This is a genomic window from Amycolatopsis sp. cmx-4-83 (genome assembly GCF_046548815.1).
In the GTDB taxonomy this organism is placed as follows: Bacteria; Actinomycetota; Actinomycetes; order Mycobacteriales; family Pseudonocardiaceae; genus Amycolatopsis; species Amycolatopsis pretoriensis_A.
Genome location: NZ_JAEBEF010000009.1, coordinates 351,548 through 372,593 on the forward strand (window position 1 = coordinate 351,548; position 21,046 = coordinate 372,593).

Below are 21,046 nucleotides of genomic sequence, written 5' to 3' on the forward strand. Positions count from 1 at the left end.
CCGTTGCCGGACACGGTGAGCGAAGCCCGGGCAGGGGCGCCGTCCACCGCGGTGCAGAGTGGGAGATCAGCCGATGACGCCTGGCGACCTGCGGTCCGGAACCGGGGGCGGCGCCGCCGCGCTCGATTTCAGCAAGGCGAGCCTGGCCCGGTTGTCCGACGCGCTGCTCGGCGGCCACGACCACTACGAGGTCGACCGCGAAGCGATGCGGCGCCTGCTGGCGATCGCGCCCGGCGCCCGCACGATGGCGAAGGAACACCGCGACTGGCTGGTGCGCGCGGTGCGATTCCTGGCCGGCAAGCGCGGCATCGACCAGTTCCTCGACCTGGGTTCCGGCATGCCGACCGCGGAAAACACCCACCAGGTGGCGCAGCGGTACAACCCGGACGCGCAGGTGGTGTACGTCGACAACGACCCGGTGGTGCAGGTGCACGGGCGGGCGCTGCTCGAGGAGAACTACCTGACCCACGTGACGGGCGCCGACCTGACCCGCCCGGCCGACACCCTCGCCGACGACGTCGTCAAGGAGTACCTCGACTTCTCCCGGCCGGTGGCGCTGATGCTGACGTCGATCATCCACCACATCGACGACTACGAACGCGCGAAGAAGATCGTCGCGGAGTACGTGAAGGCGCTGGCACCGGGGTCGTACCTGCTGCTCACGCACCACTTCGACCCGGAAGAGGACTCGCCGCGGCAGGAACTCGCGCGGCTGCTGGAGACGAGCTTCCAGGGCACCGGGCTGGGCAGCGTGTACCGCACGCGGGAGCAGATCACGGCGTTCTTCGACGGCACCGAACTGCTTCGCCCGGGGCTGGTCTACCTGCACGAATGGTGGCCCGACGGCCCGCGCCTGCACCCGCTCAGCGAGCTGAACTTCCTGACCCTGGGCGGAGTCGCCCGCAAGCAGTGACACCCCAGGTCGTGAGTGTTCAGGCGGGTTGGAACCCGCCTGAACACACTCACGACCGCGGCAGGTCAGGCGGCGTTGAACGTGTCCGGGTCGGGGCCGGTGCGCTCCCCGCGGTCCAGCGGGTTCAGCGACTCGACCTCCTCCTCCGTGAGGGTGAACCCGAACAGGTCGAAGTTCTCCTCGATCCGCGACGGCGTCACCGACTTCGGGATCACGACGTTGCCCAGCTGCAGGTGCCAGCGCAGCACGATCTGCGCGGGCGTCCGGCTGTGCTTGACCGTCAGCTCCGCCACGATCGGGTCACCCAGCAGGCTGCCGCCCTTGGCGAGCGGGCTCCACGCCTCCGTCGCGATGCCGTGCTTCGCGTCGAACTCGCGGACCTCCTGCTGCTGCAGGTACGGGTGCAGTTCGATCTGGTTGACCGCCGGCACGACGTCGGAAGCGTCCATCAGCCGCTCGAGGTGCGCGGGCTGGAAGTTGGACACGCCGATCGCGCGGACGCGGCCGTCGGCGTAGAGCTTCTCGAACGCCTTCCACGTGTCCAGGTACTTGTCCCGCTGCGGCGTCGGCCAGTGGATCAGGTACAGGTCGAGCTGCTCGAGGCCGAGCTTGGCCATGCTCTCGTCGAACGCCTTGAGCGTCGAGTCGTAGCCCTGGGCGGAGTTCCACAGCTTGGTGGTGACGAAGAGCTCGTCGCGGGGCACGTCCGACTCGGCGAGGGCCTGGCCGACGCCCTTTTCGTTGCCGTAGACGGTGGCGGTGTCGATGCTGCGGTAGCCCGCGTCGAGAGCGGCCTTCACGGCGGTGGCGGTCTCGTCGTCCGGGACCTTGAACACGCCGTAGCCGAGCTGCGGCATCCGCACGCCGTTGTTGAGTTCGATCACGGGCACGCTGGTCACGAGGGTTCCTTTCGGTGGGTGGTTCATCGGGCGAGTACCCGTTCCCCGGCTGCGAAACTAGCCGGGGAACGGCGGTCGAGCAGGCCGGAGACGAGCGCCACGGCGAGGCCGGCCGCGGCGAGCGCCGCGCCGATCCAGTTGGGGGCGGTGTAGCCGAGGCCGGACTCGATGGCCCGGCCGCCGAGCCATGCGCCGCCGGCGTTGCCGAGGTTGAACGCGGCGATGTTCGCCGCCGAGGCCAGCGCCGGGGCGCCCTCGGCCTTGGCCATCACGCGGGCCTGCAGTGGCGGCACGGTCGCGAAGCCGGCCGCGCCGAACAGCGCGATGGTGATCGCCGCGGGCACCTTGGCGTGCGCGGTGAAGACGAACGCGACCAGCACGATCGCCAACGCCGCGAGGATCACGTAGAGGCTCGGCATGAGCTTGCGGTCCGCCGCCCGGCCGCCCAGCAGGTTGCCGGCGAAGAGGCCGCCGCCGAACAGCACGAGCAGCCAGGTCACGGCCCCGCTGGAAAAGCCGGCGACCTCGGTCATCATCGGCGCGATGTAGGTGAAGGACGCGAACACCCCGGCGAAGCCGAGCGCGGTCATCACCAGCGCGAGCCACACCTGCGGGCGGCGGAACACGGCGAGCTCGCCGCGCAGGCCCGCGCCCGGGTCCGGCTTCTGGTGCGGCACCAGCGCGAGGATGCCGATGGCGCCGAGCACGCCCAGGACGCTGACCACCCAGAACGTCGAGCGCCAGCCGAAGGCCTGGCCGAGCGCGGTGCCGGCGGGCACGCCGAGGACGTTGGCCACGGTCAGCCCGGTGAACATCAGCGCGATCGCGCTGGCCTGCTTCGCCGGGGCGACCAGTGAAGCGGCGACGACCGAGCCGACGCCGAAGAACGCGCCGTGCGAGAGGGCCGCGACGACCCGGCCGGTCATCAGCAGGCCGTAGCTCGGGGCGAGCGCCGAGAGCACGTTGCCCGCGATGAACAGGCCCATCAGGGCGACCAGCACGGTCTTGCGCGGCACCCGCGAGGCCAGCGCGGTGAGCACGGGCGCGCCGACGACGACGCCGAGCGCGTAGCCCGAGATGAGCAGGCCTGCGGACGGGATCGAGACGCCGAAGTCGCCCGCGACCTCGGGCAGCAGGCCCATGATCACGAACTCGGTGGTGCCGATCCCGAAAGCGCTGATCGCCAGTGCGAGCAGAGCGGCGGGCATGGACTTCCTTCTTCCCGGGGTAGACTGTTGTGGGCGTTGGCAACTACGAGCGTCCGAGATAGTTGCAGACGCCGTATATTGCACGAGCTCGATAGTGCAGCGTGCAAACGTGTGCGCGCAAGCCGGGGAGAGGTGAACCGTGTCACTGGACGACGACGCCGTGGCGGCACGCGCGCAGGGCTGGCGCACGCTCGCCGCGCTCCACGCGCGGATCGAGGACAAGCTGCAGCGCGCGCTCGAGCGCGACCACGAGCTGTCGGTGAGCGAGTACACCGTGCTCGACGTGCTGGCCCGCCAGGACGGCTTCCACCTGCGGATGAACCAGCTCGCCAACGCCGTGGTGCTCAGCCAGTCGGCGACGACGCGGCTGGTGACCCGGCTGGAGGGCCGCGGTCTGCTGGCCCGCTACCTCTGCGCGGACGACCGCCGCGGCATCTACACGGAGGTGACGCCGGCGGGGCAGGCCCTGCTGACGGCGGCCCGCCCGACCCACGACACGGCCCTGGCGGAAGCGCTCGCCGAGGCCGAAACCTTGCCGGAACTTTCACCGCTGGTCGGGGCGCTGGGCGCGCTTTCCTTCCCTGCCGTGCCTTCGGCCTGACGCAAGCTTGCGAAAGTCCTCCGAAACTCCCGCTGAGCGGCACATTCCCGATCGGCCGTGTGATTGCGGCGGCCACCCGCCCGAACCCCTGCTCCATCCGTGGGACACTTTCGCTCGCCGCGTTCGATAGTTTCGCTGGTCAGCACGGTTTGTCCGGCTTCCGGCCGTTCCCGTCAGCCGTTGACCGGACCGTTTGCGCCGCCCTAATTTGTTGTCCCACCAGACGAACTGGGGTGGTGTCGGCGTGGACTCCTCCTTCTCGCTCAGACCGGTGCGCCCGGCTGACCAGGCCGCCGTCCGGCGGAGCAACCTTTCGCTGGTGCTGCGGCACCTGCGGGACGCGGGTCCCCGGTCGCGGGCGGGGATCGCCGCGGACACCGGGCTGAACAAGGGAACCGTGTCCAGCCTCGTCGCCGAACTCGCCGAACGCGGGCTGGTCCGGGAAGGCGACCGCGAGCGCGCCGGCGCGGTGGGGCGCCCGGGCACGATCGTCGAACTCGACGGCCGCGGCGTCGGCGGGATCGGCGTGGAGATCAACGTCGACTACCTGACCGCGCTCGCCCTCGACCTCACCGGCGCCGTCCTGTTCGAGCAGCGCGTCGCGCTCGACGTACCCGCGTTCCCCGTCGAGAAGGTCCTCGACGCCGGTGCGGAGCTGACCGCGCGGGCGCTGCGGGAGTTCCGGCGGCTCGGGGTCATGCCCGCCGGCGTCACCGTCGGCATCCCGGCGCTGGTGGACGTCGCGAGCGGCACCGTCGCCTTCGCGCCCAACCTGCACTGGACCGACGTCCGGGTGGTCCGCGGCATCACCGAGCGGCTGACCCGGCGGCTCGGCCCGCCGTCGTACCCGATCCGCACGGCCAACGACGCGAACCTCGGCGCGCTCGGCGAATACGCCATGGGCAGCGTCGCCGGCACCGCCGACCTGGTCTACCTGACCGGCGAGATCGGCGTCGGCGGCGGGGTGATCGCCGGGGGACGGCTGCTCGGCGGCGCCGAAGGGTTCTCCGGCGAGATCGGTCACATCCAGCTCGACCCGGCCGGCCGGATCTGCGGCTGCGGCCGCCGCGGCTGCTGGGAAACGCTCGTCGGGCTCGCCGGGATGCTGCGGCTCGCCGCGTCGCCGGGCGACCCGGTGCACGACCCGTCGCTGGACCTCGAACAGCGGCTCGACCTGATTCGCCGCCGCGCCGAGCTGAAGGACAAGCGGACGCTCGACGCGCTCGCGCAGGTCGGCACCGGGCTTGGCGTCGGCGCCGCGGTGCTGGTCAACGTCTTCAACCCGCGCGTGGTGCTGCTCGGCGGCTACTTCGCGCAGCTGGGCCCGTACCTGCTCGGCCCGATGCTGGCCGAGCTCGAAACCCGCGTGATCGCCCCGGGCATCGGGGGCTGCCGCGTCGAGCTGTCCTGGCTCGGGTTCTCCGCGGCTTCGCGAGGCGGCGCGCACGTGGCGCTGCAGGCGGTGTTCGACGACCCGGCGCTGGTGCCGGTGCGCGCGGAACGGGAGAGCGGATGAGCGTGCTGCCCCCGACCGGGTGGAAACACTTGATCGAGTCCGGCGATGTAGATCGGGTGGGCGCCCGCGCGCCGGGCGGCGAATCGCCGGGGCGCGGGCTGATGTGCCGAACAGGTGGAGGAACTTATGGGGAAGATCGGTGTCTGGCTGATCGGTGCCCGCGGCTCGGTGGCCACGACCGCCGTCGCCGGGGCCGCTGCCATGCGCGCGGGACTGGCCGCGCGCACGGGCTGCGTGACCGAGCTGCCGGACTTCGCCGGGGCTGAACTGCCCGGCTTGGGGGACCTGGTCTTCGGGGGCCACGACGTCGTCGACACGCCCTTGGTCAAGCGGGCCGAGCACCTGGCCGCGGCGGGCGTGCTGCCGTCGGCGCTGCCCGGCGCGGTGAGCGCGGAACTGGAGGCGGCGGAGGCCCGGCTGCGCCCGGCGCCGTCCGAAGGCGGGCAGGCCGCGGCCGAGCGGATCGTCGCGGACCTGACCGAGTTCCGGGAGGGTCTGGACCACGTCGTCGTGGTCAACGTCTCCTCCACCGAGCCGCCGTGCGCGCCGCACCCGGCGCACGCGTCCCTCGCCGCGCTGGAGGGTGCGCTGGACACCCTGCCGCCGAGCGCGCTGTACGCCTACGCGGCTTTCCGCGCCGGCTGTGGCTTTGTCGACTTCACCCCGTCCACCGGCGCGCGCCTGCCCGCGCTCGACGAGCTGGCCCGTTCGACGGGGCAGCCGTACGCCGGGCGCGACGGCAAGACCGGCGAGACGCTGCTGCGGTCGGTGCTCGCGCCGATGTTCGCCCAGCGCGCGCTGAACGTCCTGTCCTGGTCGGGCACGAACCTGCTCGGCGGGGGTGACGGCGCCACGCTGTCCGACCCCGGTGCGGCGGCCAGCAAGAACGCGTCCAAGCAGCAGGTGCTTTCGCAGAACCTCGGGCGCGAGGTCGACGGCGAGGTGCACATCGACTACGTCCCGGCGCTCGGCGACTGGAAGACGGCGTGGGACCACGTGCTGTTCGAAGGCTTCCTCGGTGCGCGCATGACGTTGCAGCTCACCTGGCAGGGCTGCGACTCGGCGCTCGCCGCGCCGCTGGTGCTCGACCTCGCCCGGCTGACCGGCAAGGCCTGCCGCGACGGCGTCGCCGGCCCGGTGGCCGAGTTCGGGTTCTTCTTCAAGGATCCCGCCGGGGACGGCCCGCACGACCTGGCGTCGCAGTACGCGGCCCTGCGTGAGTGGGCGCACCGGTGAAGGCCTTCGTCGAACTCGTCCGCGCGCCCGCGGCGCTGACCGTGCCCGGGGACGCCGTCGCCGGTGCCGCCGCGGCCGGCTGGCCCTTCGGCCGCCGCACGCTGGCGCTGACCGGCGCGTCCGTCTGCATCTACTGGGCGGGCATGGCGCTCAACGACTACGCCGACCGGCACCTGGACGCCATGGAACGGCCCGAGCGGCCGATCCCGTCCGGCCGGATCAAGCCCGGCACCGCGCTCGGCGTGGCCACCGGCCTGACCGCGGGCGGGCTGGGCATCGCGGCCGCCGCCGGCGGGAAGCGGGCGCTGCGCGTCGCGCTGCCACTGGCCGCGACCGTGTGGGCGTACGACTTCGTGCTCAAGGAGACCGCGCTCGGCCCGGCCGCGATGGCCGCCGCCCGCGCGCTCGACGTCCTGCTCGGGGCGGGCGGGGCCAAGCCCGCGCTGTCGGCGGCGTTGACGGTGGGGGCGCACACCTACGCCGTGACAACGCTGTCGAGGTCGGAGGTCCACGGCGCGAAGCCCGCGCTGCCCGCGGCCACCCTGGCCGCCACCGCCGGGGTCCGCGTCGCCGCCGGGCGCGTCGGGCCGCTGGCTTCGGCGCTGCTCGGGACGTACGCGCTGACCACCGGGCGGGCGCAGTACGACGCCGTGCGCGACCCGGCCGCCCCGAAGATCCGCCGCGCGGTCGGGGCCGGGATCCACGGCATGATCCCGTTGCAGGCCGGGCTGATCGCGCGCACCGGGGCGTGGCGCTCGGCGCTGGCCGTCGCCGCCGCGTTCCCGATCGCGCGGGCGCTGAGCCGGAAGGTGTCGCCGACATGAGGTTCGGGTACGGCACCAACGGCTTCGCCAACCACCGCCTCGGCGACGCCCTGCGCGTCCTGGCCGACCTCGGCTACGACGGGGTCGCGCTCACCCTCGACCACCAGCACCTCGACCCGTTCGGCCCGGACCTCGCCCGGCGGGTCGCGTCGGTGGCGGCCGAGCTGGACCGGCTCGGGCTGGCCGTGGTGATCGAGACGGGCGCCCGGTTCCTGCTGGACCCGTGGCGCAAGCACTCGCCGACGTTCCTCGACCCCGACCGGGCGCGCCGCGTCGAGTTCCTGACGCGGGCCGTGGAGATCGCCGCGGACCTCGGGGCGGAGGCGGTTTCGTTCTGGAGCGGGAACAAACCCGCCGGGCTGTCCACTGAGGACGCCTGGGCGCACCTGGTGGACGGGTGTGCCGACGTGCTGAAGGCGGCCGACGAGCACGACGTCAAGCTCGGCTTCGAACCGGAGCCGGGGATGCTCGTCGAGGACCTCGACGGGTACTTCGCACTCTCCCGGCGCCTCGGCGACCCCGGGCGGTTCGGGCTGACGCTGGACATCGGGCACTGCCGGTGCAACGAGTCCGCGGCCGTGCCCGACTGCGTCCGCCGGGCGCTGCCGCGGCTGGTCAACGTGCAGATCGACGACATGCGCCGCGGCACGCACGAGCACCTGGAGTTCGGCGCGGGCGAGATCGACTTCCCGCCCGTGCTGGAAGCGCTGTCGCCGTACGCCGGGCTGGTGGCGGTGGAGCTGCCGCGCGACAGCCACGCGGCGCCGCGGATCGCCCGCGAGTCCCTCGAATTCCTGCGGAAGGCGGTGGCGGCGTGAACGCCTGGCTGGACAAGGCACTGCACGACGTCGCCGCCGACGCGACGGTGCTGCGCTCGGTGTTCCCCGGCGTCGGGCGCCGGGTCGGCCGCGGCCCGGCGGAGACTCCCGGGTGGACGGTCGACGACGTGGCCCGCGTGGAGCTGCTCAAGGCCGCGCCGGGCGCGGCCGCCGAGATGCCGGGCCTCTACCGCTACGGCGACGCCGCCGAGAAGCGGGCCGTCCTGCGTGGACTGTCCGTCGTGGACACCGGCGACGCCGGGCTCGAACTGGTCGCGGACGCCCTGCGCACCAACGACACCCGCCTGGTGACCGCCGCGATGGGGGAGTACGCCGCCACGCACCTCGACGCCGCCGCGTACCGCCACGGCGTCCTCAAGTGCGTGTTCATGGGCATTCCGCTCGCCGGCATCGCCGGGCTCGACCGCCGGACCGACGAGGAACTGCTGCGCATGATGCGGTCCTTCGCCGCCGAGCGCACCGCCGCGGGCCGCGACGTCCCCGCCGACCTCCTCCCGCTGCTGACCGAACAGGACGCCTGATGCGCATCTTCGACCCGCACATCCACATGAGCTCCCGGACCACCGACGACTACGCGGCCATGCACGCCGCCGGCGTCCGCGCGCTCGTCGAGCCGGCGTTCTGGCTGGGCCAGCCGCGCACGAACGTCGGCAGCTTCACCGACTACTTCGACGCCCTCGTCGGCTGGGAGCCGTTCCGCGCGAGCCAGTACGGCATCGCGCACCACTGCACGATCGCGCTGAACCCCAAGGAGGCCAACGACCCGCGCTGTGCGCCGGTGCTCGACGTCCTGCCGCGCTACCTGGAGAAGGACGGCGTGGTCGCGGTCGGCGAGATCGGCTACGACTCGATGACCGCGGAGGAGGACAAGGCGTTCGCCGCGCAGCTCGCGCTGGCGATCGACCACGACCTCCCGGCGATGGTGCACACCCCGCACCGCGACAAGGCGACCGGCACCGAGCGCAGCATCGCCGTCGTCCGCGAGTCCGGCATCGCGCCCGAGCGCGTGGTGCTCGACCACCTCAACGAGGTGACCGTCCGGCAGGTCAAGGAGTCCGGTTCCTGGATGGGGTTCTCGATCTACCCGGACACCAAGATGGACGAAGAGCGGATGGTCGCGATCCTTCGCGAATACGGGACCGAAAAGGTCCTCGTGAACTCCGCGGCCGACTGGGGCAAGAGCGACCCGCTCAAGACCCGCAAGACCGGCGACGCGATGCTGGCCGCCGGGTTCACCGAGGACGACGTCGACCGCGTCCTGTGGCGCAACCCGGTCGAGTTCTACGGCCAGAGCGGCCGCCTCTCGCTCGAATCCGACACCGCCGCCGCCGCCGAGTTCGCGGGCAACTCCATCCTGCGGGGTGCGCGCAAGTGAGGTTCCGGCACCGCGACGGCACGCTCGTCCACCTCGCCTACTGCACCAACGTGCACCAGGCCGAGGACCTCGATGGCGTGCTGACCCAGCTGGCCCGCTTCGGCGAGCCGGTGCGGGAACGCCTGGGCGCCGACCGGCTCGGGCTCGGCCTGTGGCTGGCGCGCCCGGTGGCTTCGGAGCTGGTCGCGAACCCGGCGGCGGTCGCCCGGCTGCGCGGTGAACTGGCCGCCCGCGGGCTGGAGGTCGTCACCTTCAACGGGTTCCCGTACCAGGGGTTCCACGACCCGGTCGTCAAGCACAAGGTGTACCGGCCGGACTGGTCGACGCCCGAGCGCACGCGGTACACCCTGGACCTCGCGCGGCTGCTCACCGAGCTGATGCCGGACGACGCCGTGCGGGGCAGCGTCTCGACGTTGCCGCTCGGCTGGCGCACGGAATGGCGCGACGACCGCGGCCGGCTCGAGCTGCTCGCCAAGGGGCTGGCCGGGCAGGAGCGGCCGGTGCGGGTGGCGTTCGAGCCCGAGCCCGGCTGCGTCATCGAGACGACCGCGCAGGCGGCGTCACTGCTGTCCGATGTGGACAAGGACTGGCTCGGCGTCTGCCTCGACACGTGCCACCTCGCCGTGGGCTTCGAAGACCCGGCGGCCGCGCTCGGCCGCCTCGAAGCCGCCGGGCTCGACGTCGTCAAGCTGCAGGCGTCGGCCGCGCTGGAGGCCGCTTCGCCGCGGGATCCGGCGACCCGGCGCGCACTGGAGTCCTTTGTGGAGCCCCGCTTCCTGCACCAGAGCAACGAAGGCGCCCCGCCGGGCGCCGACGACCTCGACCTCGCGCTGGCGGGCGGGCTCCCCGGCGAGGCACCGTGGCGCGTGCACTTCCACGTGCCGCTGCACGCCGACCCGGCGCCGCCGCTGACGTCGACCCGGCCGGTGCTGGCCGAGACGCTGGCCGAGCTGTTCGGCGGCGCCACCGCGCGCACCGACCACGTCGAGGTCGAGACCTACACCTGGCAGGTGCTCCCGGACGCACCCGCCGACGACGCCGGTCTGGTCGCGGGCATCGCGGCCGAGCTGGACTGGACCCGGCGTTCCCTGATCGAACTAGGCTTGGAAGAGGTTTCCGCATGAGTTTGCTCGTCCTCGACGTCGTCGGGCTGACCCCGCGGCTGCTGCCGCACATGCCCAACCTGCGCAAGATGGCCGAGCCCGGCTTCACCGCGCAGCTGGACACCGTCTTCCCGGCGGTGACGTGCTCGGTGCAGTCCACGTTCCTCACCGGCCTGCAGCCGGCCGAGCACGGGATCGTCGGCAACGGCTGGTACTTCCGCGACCTCGGCGAGATCTTCCTCTGGCGCCAGCACAACAAACTGGTCCAGGGCGACAAGTTCTGGGACGCCGCCCGCCGCGCGCAGGCCGGACATCGCGTGGCGAACGTCTGCTGGTGGTACGCGATGGGCATGGACGTCGACCTGACGGTGACCCCGCGGCCGATCTACCACGCCGACGGCAAGAAGTCCCCGGACGCCTACACCTACCCGCCGCAGCTGCACGACCGCCTGGTCGGCGACCTCGGCGAGTTCCCGCTGTTCACCTACTGGGGCCCGACGGCCGCGATCACGTCGTCGAAGTGGATCATCGCCGCGGCGCAGAAGATCATGGCGGAGGACAAGCCCGACACCACGCTCGTCTACCTCCCGCACCTGGACTACGACCTCCAGCGCTTCGGCCCGGACGCGCCCCAGGCCGCGGCGGCCGCGCGGGAGATCGACGACGCCTTGAAGCCGCTGCTGGACCAGGCGGCCGCGGGCGGGCACACCGTCGTCGCGCTCTCGGAGTACGGCATCACGAACGCGAGCCGGCCGGTCGACATCAACCGGGCGCTGCGCCGTGAGGGCCTGCTCAACGTGTACGTCCAGGCCGGGATGGAGTACCTCGACCCGTGGACGTCCCGCGCGTTCGCGGTGGCCGACCACCAGGTCGCGCACGTCTACGTCGCCGACCCCGCCGACATCCCGCGGGTGCGGGACATCGTGGCCGGACTGTCCGGTGTGGACGTCGTGCTGGACCGCGAGGGGCAGGCGGGGATCGGGATCAACCACGAGCGCGCGGGCGAGCTCGTCGCGATCGCCGAACCGGACGCGTGGTTCACCTACTACTACTGGCTGAGCGACGACCGCGCGCCGGACTTCGCGAAGACGGTCGAGATCCACCGCAAGCCCGGGTACGACCCGGCCGAGCTGTTCTTCGACCCGAACGACCCGGCGGTGAAGCTGAAGGCGGCGTCGGCGCTGGCCCGCAAGAAGCTCGGCCTGCGGTACTCGATGCAGGTCGTCCCGCTCGACCCGGCGCCGGTGAAGGGCAGCCACGGGCGGCTGCCGGACGCGCCCGAGGACGGGCCCGTGCTGCTGTGCTCGGATCCCTCGCTCGCCCGCGAGAAGATCCACGCCACCGAAGTCAAGGATCTGCTGCTCACGGCTATCCGCACCGAATAGACGCACCCTGGAGGTCAGACATGGCACGACCGTTGACCCTGTTCACCGGGCAGTGGGCCGACCTGCCGTTCGAGGAGGTGTGCGAGCTGGCGAGCGGCTGGGGCTACGAAGGCCTCGAGATCGCCTGCTGGGGCGACCACTTCGAAGTGGACAAGGCGCTCGCCGACGACGGCTACGTCCCGGCGAAGCTCGAGACGCTGGCCAAGTACGACCTCAAGGTGTGGGCGATTTCGAACCACCTGGTGGGCCAGGCCGTCTGCGACCACCCGATCGACGAGCGGCACGAGGCCATCCTGCCCGCGCGGATCTGGGGCGACGGCGAACCCGAAGGCGTCCGGCAGCGGGCGGCGGCCGAGATGCAGGCCACCGCCCGCGCCGCGGCGAAGCTCGGGGTGTCCACCGTGGTCGGGTTCACCGGCTCGTCGATCTGGCACACGGTGGCGATGTTCCCGCCGGTGCCGCCGTCGATGATCGAGCGCGGATACGCCGACTTCGCCACCCGCTGGAACCCGATCCTGGACGTCTTCGACGAAGTCGGCGTCCGGTTCGCCCACGAGGTGCACCCGAGCGAAATCGCCTACGACTACTGGAGCACCGTCCGGACGCTGGAGGCGATCGGCCACCGCGAGGCGTTCGGGCTCAACTTCGACCCGTCGCACTTCGTCTGGCAGGACCTCGACCCGGCCGGGTTCCTGTGGGACTTCAAGGACCGCATCTACCACGTCGACTGCAAGGAGGCCCGCAAACAGCTCAACGGCCGCAACGGGCGGATGGGATCGCACCTGCCGTGGGCCGATCCCCGCCGCGGCTGGGACTTCGTCTCGACCGGCCACGGCGACGTCCCCTGGGAGGACGTCTTCCGCATGCTCAACGCCATCGGCTACGACGGCCCGATCTCCATCGAGTGGGAGGACGCGGGCATGGACCGGCTCATCGGCGCGCCCGAAGCGCTCGAGTTCGTCCGCAAGCTCAACTTCACCCCACCCACGGCGGCCTTCGACGCCGCGTTCTCCTCGAAGTAGCGCTTCTGTTCAACGGGTGACCGCCAGCCCCGTCGGAAGGTGATCGAAACCGGCTTCGCGCCACACCGGGGCGAAGCACGCTCAAAATCAGGAAGGATCCCGCATGTCTCCGTCCCCACCGAAGTGGGCGAGGCTGTTCGGCACCGCGCTCCTGGGCGCCGGCCTCCTGCTCACCCTCGACACCCCGGCCCGCGCGGACATCCCACCCGCGGACTACCAGCAGGTCGCGCTCGCCACCGGCGCGGCCGAACTCGGCGGCGAGGCGATGTCGCTCGCCGTGCTCCCGGACCGCTCGGTCGTGCACACCTCCCGCGACGGCACCGTCCGCGTCACCACCGCGGCGGGGGCCACCTCCGTCGCGGCCAAGCTGAACGTCTACACCCACGACGAGGAAGGGCTCCAAGGCGTCGCTGCCGATCCCGGCTTCGCCACGAACCGGTTCATCTGGCTGTACTTCTCGCCGCGGCTGTCCACACCGGACGGTGACGCGCCGACCGACGGCACCGAGGCGGACTTCGCGCCGTTCAAGGGCGAGCTGCACCTGTCCCGGTTCGTGCTGAAGACCGACAACACGCTCGACCTGGCCAGCGAGAAGGTCGTCCTCAAGGTGGCCAACGACCGCGGCCAGTGCTGCCACGTCGGGGGCGACATCGACTTCGACGCCGCCGGGAACCTGTACCTGACCACGGGCGACGACACCAACCCGTTCTCCTCCGACAGCTACTCGCCGATCGACGAGCGGACCACGCGCAACCCGCAGTTCGACGCCCAGCGCTCGTCCGGCAACACGAACGACCTGCGCGGCAAGCTGCTGCGGATCCACCCGCAGGCCGACGGGACGTACACCGTGCCTTCCGGCAACCTCTTCGCGCCGGGGACCGCGAACACCCGCGCGGAGATCTACGCGATGGGCTTCCGGAACCCGTTCCGGATGAGTGTCGACAAGCCGACCGGCGTCGTCTACCTCGGCGACTACGGCCCGGACGCGGGCGTCACGAACCCCGACCGCGGACCGCAGGGGCAGGTCGAGTTCGACCGGATCACCGGGCCGGGCAACTTCGGCTGGCCGTACTGCACCGGCTCGAACACGACGACCGAGACGTACAACCACTACACCTTCCCGAGCGGGCCGTCGGGCGCGAAGTACGACTGCGCGGGCGGTCCGGCGAACTCGTCGTTCCGCAACACCGGGCTCGCCAAGCTGCCGGTGCCGAAGGCCGCGTGGATCAAGTACGCGGGCGACGAAGGGTCGCCGCCGGAGTTCGGCAGCGGCTCGGAGTCGCCGATGGGCGGACCGGTCTACCGGTACGACGCCGCGTCGACGTCCACGGTCAAGTTTCCGCAATCCTTGGACGGCAAGTACTTCGCGGGGGAGTACGGTCGCAAGTGGATCAAGGCGGTGACCGTCAACGGCGACGGCACGCGCGGTCCGATCGAGAACTTCCCGTGGACCGGCACGCAGGTCATGGACATGGCGTTCGGCCCGGACGGCGCGCTGTACGTCCTCGACTACGGCACCGGCAGCGACAACCAGGCGCTGTACCGGATTGAGTACCTCGCGGGCACGAACCGCAACCCGGTCGCGAAGGCCGCGGCCGACAAGACGTCCGGGCCGAACCCGTTGACGGTGAACTTCTCGTCCGCGGGCAGCGCCGACCCGGAGGGTGGCGCGCTGAGCTACCGCTGGGACTTCGGCGACGGCTCGTCGTCGACCTCGGCGAACCCGGCGCACACCTACACGACGAACGGCACGTACTCGCCGACGCTCACCGTTTCCGATCCGGAGGGGCTGACCGGCACGGCGAGCCTGGTGGTGACGGTGGGGAACACCGCGCCCACGGTCTCGTTGGGTACGCCGGTGGACGGTCAGCTGTTCTCCTTCGGTGACACCGTGCCGTTCCAGGTGACCGGCAGCGATCCGGAGGACGGGCCGCTGGACTGCGCGAAGGTGAAGGTGACCTACCTCCTCGGGCACGACAGCCACGAGCACCAGATCACCCAGCAGACCGGGTGTTCCGGCTCGATCGCGGTCCCGGTGGACGGTGAGCACGACGCCGCGGCGAACATCTACGGCGTCTTTGACGCGCAGTACACCGACAAGGGCGGGCTGACGTCGCACAGCGTCCGGAAGCTGCAGCCGCGACACCGGCAGGGTGAGCACTTCTCGGCGCAGTCGGGGATCCAGCTCGCCGACCACGGCGCGGCGGAGGGCGGCCGGACGGTCGGGTACACCGACGACGGCGACTGGATCTCGTTCGCGCCGTACGCGCTGGGCAACGCCACGTCGATCAGCGCCCGCGTGTCGTCCGGCGGCCCGGGCGGCACCTTGGAGGTGCGCGCGGGTTCGCCGACCGGGACGCTGCTCGGATCGGCGGCCGTCACCAACACCGGTGACTGGGACACGTTCGCCGACGTCACGGCGAACCTCGCCGACCGGCCGGCCGGGACGACGTCGCTGTACCTGGTGTTCAAGGGCGTGACCGGGCAGGGCAACCTGTTCGACCTCGACGCGTTCACGTTCACGACGGCTTCGCCGGCGGTCGAGGGCGAGTCGTTCACGTCCGGGTCCGGCGTGCAAATCGCCCCGCACGCGGCGGCGAGCGGCGGCAACACCCTGGGCTACCTCGAAAACGGTGACTGGGCCGGCTACGCATCGGTGAGCACGGCGGGCGCGCGGTCCTTCACGGCGCGGATTTCGTCGGCCGGCGCGGGCGGGACGATCGAAATCCGCTCGGGTTCGGCGACGGGGACGCTGCTGGGTTCGGTGGCCGTGCCGTCGACGGGCGGCTGGGAGACGTTCCAGAACGTGACGACGTCGGTGTCGGGTGGCTCGGGACCGCTGTTCCTGGTGTTCCGCGGCGGTTCCGGTTCCCTGTTCGACGTGGATTCCTTTACGCTGAACAGTATGCCGACCCAGGTGGATCCGTCGTACGAGGTACTGGTGTTCTCCAAGACGGCGGGCTTCCGCCACGACGCGATCCCGGCGGGCATCCAGGCTCTTCGTGAACTGGGCGCGGCCAACGGTTTCGGGGTGACGGCGACCGAGGACGCATCGGTGTTCACCTCGGCTTCGCTGTCGTCCTATGCGGCGGTGGTCTTCCTCTCGACGACCGGCGACGTGCTGGACGCCGCGCAGCAGACCGCGTTCCAGTCCTATGTGGAAGGTGGCGGCGGCTACCTCGGCGTCCACGCGGCGGCGGACACGGAGTACGACTGGCCGTGGTACGGGCAGCTGGTCGGGGCGTGGTTCAAGAGCCACCCGGCGATCCAGCAGGCCCGGTTCGTGACGGAGGACGGCACCCATCCGGCGACGGCCGGCCTGCCGGCGGTGTGGACCCGGACCGACGAGCTGTACAACTACCGGACGAACCCGCGGGGCAGCGTGCACGTGCTGCAGACCCTGGACGAGTCCAGCTACACGGGCGGCGAGATGGGTGCGGACCACCCGATCACGTGGTGCCACCCGCAGGGCGCCGGCCGCGCGTTCTACACGGGACTCGGCCACACGATCGAGTCCTATTCGGACGCGGTGTTCAGGTCTTCCCTGCTGGGCGCGGTCCGTTATGCGGCCGGAGCCGCACCTGCTGCTTGCGGGTCTTCCTCGTCCACTGTGGAGGGTGAGGCGTTCACGTCGGGCTCGGGGGTGCAGATCGCATCCCACGCCCCGGCCAGCGGCGGCCAGACCCTGGGCTACATCGAGAACGGCGACTGGGCCGGGTACGCGTCGGTGAGCACTGCGGGCATCACGCGCTTCAGCGCGGTGGTGTCCTCGGCGGGTGCGGGCGGCACGATCGAGATCCGCGCGGGTTCGGCGACGGGGACGCTGCTGGGCACGGTGCCGGTCCCGAACACGGGCAGCTGGGAGACGTTCCAGACGGTCTCGACCACGGTAACGCCCGGAACGGGCCCCCTCCACCTGGTCTTCCGGGGTGGCGCGGGTTCCCTGTTCGACATCGACACGTTGACGGTGTCCTAGAAGTTCGTGGAGGCCACCTTGAGGAGCGTTGCGTTCCTCAAGGTGGCCTTCACGGCTTTTCGGGGAAGCGGACTAGCGGCTCGGCGGTCGAGGTGACCCGGGCCTGCCCCCGGTCACCGGCGTTCTCGTAACGGCCGTCGCGGTACTGGAAGCTGCCGGTGTTGCCGAGGTCTTCTTCGTGGGTGGCGTCCTGGTAGGTCTCGTCGATGCCGAGGACGAAGCTGTCCTCCAGGTAGACGTGCGCCAAGTCGGTGAAGTGCTCCACCCGCGCAAGCATGCCGGTGAGGGCCACCGCCGAGGCAGGGGATGCCCCGATGGTGGCCCTCAGCAACGTCAGCGGACGCCGAGCAGGTGCTCCAGGGCCAGCTGGTTCAACCGCGTGAAGTGGTACCCGCGCGCGGCCGCCGCGTCCAGGTCGAAGTCGTCCTTCAGCACGTCTTCGAACGTCTCGCCCGGGGCGAGCGTCGGCGTCGCCAGGTCCGGCACGCGCGACGCGGCCAGCGCCTCCACGACCTCCGGGTCCGAACGGAACTTCGCCGCCTTCTCCTTCAGGATCAGGTAGGTCCGCATGTTCGCCGCCGCGGACACCCACACGTCCGAAGCGTCCTCCGTGCGCAACGGCTTGTAGTCGAAGTGCCGCGGACCCTCGTAGCCGCCGTTCTCCAGCAGGTCCACCAGGAAGAACGCGCTCTTCACGTCGCCGTGGCCGAAGACCAGGTCCTGGTCGTACTTCGGGCCGTGCTGGCCGTTGAGGTCGATGTGGAACAGCTTGCCCTGCCACAGCGCCTGCGAAATCCCGTGCACGAAGTTGAGCCCGGCCATCTGCTCGTGGCCGACCTCGGGGTTGAGGCCGAACATCTCGGACCGTTCCAGCTGCGAGATGAAGCCCAGTGCGTGGCCGATCGTCGGGAGCAGGATGTCGCCGCGGGGCTCGTTCGGCTTCGGCTCCAAGGCGAAGCGCAGCGAGTAGCCCTTCTCCACGACGTAGTCCGCGAGGAGGTCGAGGCCCTCCTTGTAGCGGGCCAGCGCCGCGCGGACGTCCTTCGCGCCGTCGGACTCCGCGCCCTCGCGCCCGCCCCACACCACGTACGTCTCCGCGCCGAGCTCGGCCGCCAGGTCGATGTTGCGGCGGACCTTGCGCAGCGCGTACCGCCGGACGTCGCGGTCGTTGCTGGTCAGGCCGCCGTCCTTGAACACCGGGTGGGTGAACAGGTTGGTCGTCGCCATGGGGACCCGGAGGCCCGTCTCGGCGAGGGCCTTCTTGAACGCCTCGATCGCCTTGTCGCGGTCGGGCTCGGTGGCCAGCAGGTCGTCGTCGTGGAAGGTCACGCCGTAGGCGCCCAGCTCCGCCAGCCGGTGGACGCTCTCCACCGGGTCCAGCGGCGCCCGCGTCGCGACCCCGAACGGGTCGTTCGCGGGCCAGCCCACGGTCCAGAGGCCGAAAGTGAACTTGTCGGCCGGCCGGGGGGCGTAGTCGCTCATGACTGTCCCTTCATTTAGTTCACGTTGTAGACTAAATATGCGCTGTCCGGCTCCCGGGCGTCAAGGGGCCCGGTTAAAGTGCACAGCAGGAGGGGACGAGATGACCCAGGCCGTGCGGCACGAGGAGATGCGCGCCCGCAACCTCGAGGTCGTGCTGGGCGCGGTCCACCGCGGCGGCGCGCTCACCCGCGCCGCACTCGCCGAGGTCACCGGCCTGACCAAGTCCACGGTGAGCAAGCTCGTCGGCGACCTGGTCGACGCGGGCCTGCTCGCCGAGACCGGGCCCGCCCGCGCGGGCGAACGCGGCCGTCCGGGCGTGGACGTCGTGCTCAGCGGGGCCCGAGTGGCGTCGCTCGGGCTCGAAATCAACGTCGACTACCTCGCCGTGCGTGCGCTCGACCTCACCGGCGGCGTCCGGTTCGCCGCCCGCCGCGAGCGCGACAACCGCGGTTCGCGCCCGAAGAAGGTCCTGGGGGAGCTGCAGGCGCTCGCCACCGAGGCGCTCACCGAAACCCACCGGCTCGGCCTGGAGGTGGCGGGCGCGGTGCTCGCGGTGTCCGGCCCGGTCGGCGACGGCGTCCTCTTCAGCGCCCCCAACCTCGGCTGGCAGGACGTCCGCCCGGCCGACCTGCACCTGCCGGTCCCGGTCGAACTGGACAACGAAGCGAACCTCGCGGCGCTGGGGGAGCTCTGGTACGGCGACGGCGAGCGCGACTTCCTCTACGTCTCCGGCGAAGTCGGCATCGGCGCCGGCCTGGTCGTGAACGGCGCGCTGTTCGCCGGCGCCCGCGGCCTGGCCGGCGAGCTCGGTCACGTCGTGGTCGCGCCCCAGGGCCCGCTCTGCCGGTGCGGCGGAAGCGGCTGCCTGGAGACCTTCGCGGGCCAAGAAGCGTTGCTGGCGGCGGGAAACGCGCCGACGCTGCCCGCGTTCCTGGCCGCGCTGGCGGACGGCGACCGCGCGGCGCGGGCAGCGTGTGCGGCCGCCGGGGAAGCCCTCGGTGTCGCCCTGACGTCGGCGGTGAACCTCCTGGATCTCGACCGCATCGTGCTGGGCGGGGTGTTCACGCAGCTGTACCCGTGGCTGTCCGGCCCGGTGACGGACGTCCTGACCACCCGCTTGGGCGGCCTCCGCGGCGCACCCCCGGTGCTGACGGCCTCACGCCTGGGTGGCGACGCGGCGACGCTGGGGGCCGCGGGCCGGGTGGTGCACCGGGTGCTGGCGGATCCGGCGCCGTTCGTGAGCCGGGCTCAGGAGGCGTAAGCCTCCACTTCGGACACTTGACCCGCCGGCCACCCGGTGTTCCCCGTGAAAGTCAGCCGCAGGTACCGATCCGCCGCGGACACCGGGATCGTCACCGCGTTCCCGGTCGCCGGGTCGAACGCGTACCCGGTCGGAGTCCCGCCGTTCACGGCTATCGTCTGCGTCCGGCGACCCCACGACGCCGGCAGTTTCAGCACCACCCGGCCGACCGCGGCCGGCGCGCCCAAGTCCACCGTCAACGTCTGCGGGAACGCGTTGTTCGCGCTCTCCCAATAACTCGAAGCATTCCCGTCCACGGCGTTCCCCGCCGGATACCCGCCCTGCGCCCCGCTGGCGGTCACCGGCCGCCCCTGAGCCAGGTTGACCGACGCAGGTTGCCCGCCGAGCTGAGCGGCCCAGTACCGAGTCCGGTCCAGGTAAGCGGTTTCCGAAGCCGCACCGGAAGTCCCGTAGGCCCCCGAGAAAGTCTCGTAAGCCCCCGAAGGTGGCGAGGAAGAAGCCGGTTCGATGACCGACCCCTCGTGCCACTCGTTGAACGACGTCACCGAAACCCAGTCCGCCTGCGAAGAAAGCGCGTTCTGCCACTCGCGGTCGTAGGTCGCGCCGTTGTCCCGCGCCAACGTCGGAGTCGTGTTGCCCGGCACCGCCCGATCGTCGACGTACCCCGGACCCACCGAAGGTGCCCACACGAGCCCGTTCGCTTCGCAGTAAGCCCCCGCCTCGCGCCAGCCCGGCGCGGTGGCCCCGGCGATCGCGTCGTAGGTGTACATCCCGCCGAAGTGCGCGACCTTGCTCGTGTCCGTCGTCTGCGCCAGCACGATCGCCGACGACCGCACCTGGTCCAGCGCCGTCCAGTCGCCGATCCGCAGGCTCTCGAAGACGTAGAACGCGCCACGGCCGCCTTCGCGGTAGAACGCGGGACTCGACCCGTACCGGCCCAGGATGTAGTTCAGGTCGGCCACGGTGGACGCCGCCGTCCGTCCGCTGTAGGGCTCGAGGTGCCACGCGACCCGGATCCCGTGCCGGGCCGCGGCTTCGAGCACGCCGGCCACCAGACCGTCCTCATAGGACCCCTGGCCCCACCAGCTGTACACGATCACCCCGGCGCCGGACTGCTCGATCCAGCGCATGTGCTGCTCGACGGCGCCGGAGAAATCGCCGGAATCGTAGGCGCCCAGCACGGGGTAGAAGTTCGCGCCGATGTCGGACGGCGGCGTGTGGCCGCCCTGCGTCCAATGGCGGTAGCCGGTGGAACCGCCGCCGTACCACGGGTAGTAGAACAAATGGGTCCGGGAAGACAGCGAGGCCGCGTGCGCGGCACCCGGCAAAGTGGCCGCCAGCAACAGAAGCGCGGCGAAGAACGTCGAAATCCGGCGCATGTTCCAGACCATACGGACACGCACCGA

At 71.5% G+C, this 21,046-nt stretch carries 18 protein-coding genes; 13 read left to right on the forward strand and 5 right to left on the reverse strand.

The window, feature by feature from the left end; translation table 11 throughout:
* Positions 1-73: 73 nt before the first annotated feature.
* Positions 74-913, forward strand: coding sequence for an SAM-dependent methyltransferase (locus ACLJQM_RS28600; RefSeq protein ID WP_360782792.1), 840 nt, complete (start codon positions 74-76; stop codon positions 911-913).
* A gap of 65 nt (positions 914-978) precedes the next feature.
* Here ACLJQM_RS28600 and ACLJQM_RS28605 read toward each other — a convergent pair whose 3' ends face one another.
* Both ACLJQM_RS28605 and ACLJQM_RS28610 read right to left on the reverse strand, forming a co-directional pair.
* The gene (locus ACLJQM_RS28605) at positions 979-1,812 is read right to left on the reverse strand and encodes an aldo/keto reductase (RefSeq protein WP_410633440.1); all 834 of its coding nucleotides are present in this window, start codon (positions 1,810-1,812) and stop codon (positions 979-981) included.
* A 23-nt stretch (positions 1,813-1,835) separates the two neighbouring features.
* The gene (locus ACLJQM_RS28610; RefSeq protein WP_247020520.1) at positions 1,836-3,020 is read right to left on the reverse strand and encodes an MFS transporter; all 1,185 of its coding nucleotides are present in this window, start codon (positions 3,018-3,020) and stop codon (positions 1,836-1,838) included.
* Positions 3,021-3,159: 139 nt separating this feature from the next.
* Between ACLJQM_RS28610 and ACLJQM_RS28615 the strand changes: the two genes are divergently transcribed.
* The 11 genes from ACLJQM_RS28615 (at position 3,160) to ACLJQM_RS28665 (ending at position 16,897) form a co-directional block, all read left to right on the forward strand.
* Positions 3,160-3,621: a MarR family winged helix-turn-helix transcriptional regulator gene (locus ACLJQM_RS28615; protein WP_410633441.1), complete on the forward strand. Its 462-nt coding sequence runs from the start codon at positions 3,160-3,162 to the stop codon at positions 3,619-3,621.
* 244 nt (positions 3,622-3,865) lie between these two features.
* The gene (locus tag ACLJQM_RS28620; RefSeq protein WP_410633442.1) at positions 3,866-5,137 is read left to right on the forward strand and encodes an ROK family protein; all 1,272 of its coding nucleotides are present in this window, start codon (positions 3,866-3,868) and stop codon (positions 5,135-5,137) included.
* A gap of 126 nt (positions 5,138-5,263) precedes the next feature.
* Entirely contained in the window at positions 5,264-6,373 is a 1,110-nt protein-coding gene (locus tag ACLJQM_RS28625; RefSeq protein WP_410633443.1) for an inositol-3-phosphate synthase, read from the forward strand.
* Positions 6,370-7,197: an SCO3242 family prenyltransferase gene (locus ACLJQM_RS28630; protein ID WP_410633444.1), complete on the forward strand. Its 828-nt coding sequence runs from the start codon at positions 6,370-6,372 to the stop codon at positions 7,195-7,197. Before ACLJQM_RS28625 ends, ACLJQM_RS28630 begins: the two co-directional genes overlap by 4 nt.
* Positions 7,194-8,015: a sugar phosphate isomerase/epimerase family protein gene (locus tag ACLJQM_RS28635; protein WP_410633445.1), complete on the forward strand. Its 822-nt coding sequence runs from the start codon at positions 7,194-7,196 to the stop codon at positions 8,013-8,015. Before ACLJQM_RS28630 ends, ACLJQM_RS28635 begins: the two co-directional genes overlap by 4 nt.
* Positions 8,012-8,557: an EboA domain-containing protein gene (locus ACLJQM_RS28640; protein ID WP_410633446.1), complete on the forward strand. Its 546-nt coding sequence runs from the start codon at positions 8,012-8,014 to the stop codon at positions 8,555-8,557. Before ACLJQM_RS28635 ends, ACLJQM_RS28640 begins: the two co-directional genes overlap by 4 nt.
* Complete coding sequence (locus ACLJQM_RS28645) at positions 8,557-9,411, forward strand: TatD family hydrolase (protein WP_410633447.1); 855 nt, start codon at positions 8,557-8,559, stop codon at positions 9,409-9,411. Before ACLJQM_RS28640 ends, ACLJQM_RS28645 begins: the two co-directional genes overlap by 1 nt.
* Positions 9,408-10,535 carry a metabolite traffic protein EboE gene (gene eboE / locus ACLJQM_RS28650; RefSeq protein ID WP_410633448.1) on the forward strand — a complete coding sequence of 376 codons (1,128 nt, stop codon included), beginning with the start codon at positions 9,408-9,410 and terminating at the stop codon, positions 10,533-10,535. The genes ACLJQM_RS28645 and eboE overlap by 4 nt, the downstream gene beginning before the upstream one ends.
* Positions 10,532-11,899 (forward strand): alkaline phosphatase family protein, encoded by a 1,368-nt coding sequence (locus ACLJQM_RS28655; protein ID WP_410633449.1) that lies wholly within the window; start codon positions 10,532-10,534, stop codon positions 11,897-11,899. Before eboE ends, ACLJQM_RS28655 begins: the two co-directional genes overlap by 4 nt.
* A 20-nt stretch (positions 11,900-11,919) precedes the next feature.
* Complete coding sequence (locus ACLJQM_RS28660; RefSeq protein WP_247020537.1) at positions 11,920-12,921, forward strand: sugar phosphate isomerase/epimerase family protein; 1,002 nt, start codon at positions 11,920-11,922, stop codon at positions 12,919-12,921.
* A 103-nt stretch (positions 12,922-13,024) separates the two neighbouring features.
* A complete protein-coding gene (locus tag ACLJQM_RS28665) occupies positions 13,025-16,897 on the forward strand; it encodes a carbohydrate-binding protein (RefSeq protein WP_410633450.1) in 3,873 nt (1,290 codons plus the stop codon).
* A gap of 49 nt (positions 16,898-16,946) precedes the next feature.
* Here the strand turns inward: ACLJQM_RS28665 and ACLJQM_RS28670 are convergent, their stop codons facing one another.
* Positions 16,947-17,162 carry a hypothetical protein gene (locus tag ACLJQM_RS28670; protein WP_410633451.1) on the reverse strand — a complete coding sequence of 72 codons (216 nt, stop codon included), beginning with the start codon at positions 17,160-17,162 and terminating at the stop codon, positions 16,947-16,949.
* 68 nt (positions 17,163-17,230) lie between these two features.
* Entirely contained in the window at positions 17,231-18,379 is a 1,149-nt protein-coding gene (xylA, locus tag ACLJQM_RS28675) for a xylose isomerase (protein WP_360781464.1), read from the reverse strand.
* 100 nt (positions 18,380-18,479) lie between these two features.
* Here xylA and ACLJQM_RS28680 point away from each other — a divergent pair, with 100 nt between their 5' ends.
* Positions 18,480-19,640: an ROK family protein gene (locus ACLJQM_RS28680; protein ID WP_410633452.1), complete on the forward strand. Its 1,161-nt coding sequence runs from the start codon at positions 18,480-18,482 to the stop codon at positions 19,638-19,640.
* Here ACLJQM_RS28680 and ACLJQM_RS28685 read toward each other — a convergent pair.
* Positions 19,628-21,019, reverse strand: a complete 1,392-nt coding sequence (locus ACLJQM_RS28685; RefSeq protein ID WP_410633453.1) for a discoidin domain-containing protein — start codon at positions 21,017-21,019, stop codon at positions 19,628-19,630. The genes ACLJQM_RS28680 and ACLJQM_RS28685 overlap by 13 nt on opposite strands.
* Positions 21,020-21,046: the final 27 nt, after the last annotated feature.

Coding starts and splice junctions, on each gene's coding strand:
- ACLJQM_RS28600 (WP_360782792.1), top strand. CDS start 74: ATGACGCCTGGCGACCTGCGGTCCGGAACCGGGGGCGGCGCCGCCGCG.
- ACLJQM_RS28610 (WP_247020520.1), bottom strand. CDS start 3,020: ATGCCCGCCGCTCTGCTCGCACTGGCGATCAGCGCTTTCGGGATCGGC.
- ACLJQM_RS28625 (WP_410633443.1), top strand. CDS start 5,264: ATGGGGAAGATCGGTGTCTGGCTGATCGGTGCCCGCGGCTCGGTGGCC.
- ACLJQM_RS28635 (WP_410633445.1), top strand. CDS start 7,194: ATGAGGTTCGGGTACGGCACCAACGGCTTCGCCAACCACCGCCTCGGC.
- ACLJQM_RS28645 (WP_410633447.1), top strand. CDS start 8,557: ATGCGCATCTTCGACCCGCACATCCACATGAGCTCCCGGACCACCGAC.
- ACLJQM_RS28655 (WP_410633449.1), top strand. CDS start 10,532: ATGAGTTTGCTCGTCCTCGACGTCGTCGGGCTGACCCCGCGGCTGCTG.
- ACLJQM_RS28660 (WP_247020537.1), top strand. CDS start 11,920: ATGGCACGACCGTTGACCCTGTTCACCGGGCAGTGGGCCGACCTGCCG.
- ACLJQM_RS28665 (WP_410633450.1), top strand. CDS start 13,025: ATGTCTCCGTCCCCACCGAAGTGGGCGAGGCTGTTCGGCACCGCGCTC.
- xylA (WP_360781464.1), bottom strand. CDS start 18,379: ATGAGCGACTACGCCCCCCGGCCGGCCGACAAGTTCACTTTCGGCCTC.
- ACLJQM_RS28680 (WP_410633452.1), top strand. CDS start 18,480: ATGACCCAGGCCGTGCGGCACGAGGAGATGCGCGCCCGCAACCTCGAG.
- ACLJQM_RS28685 (WP_410633453.1), bottom strand. CDS start 21,019: ATGCGCCGGATTTCGACGTTCTTCGCCGCGCTTCTGTTGCTGGCGGCC.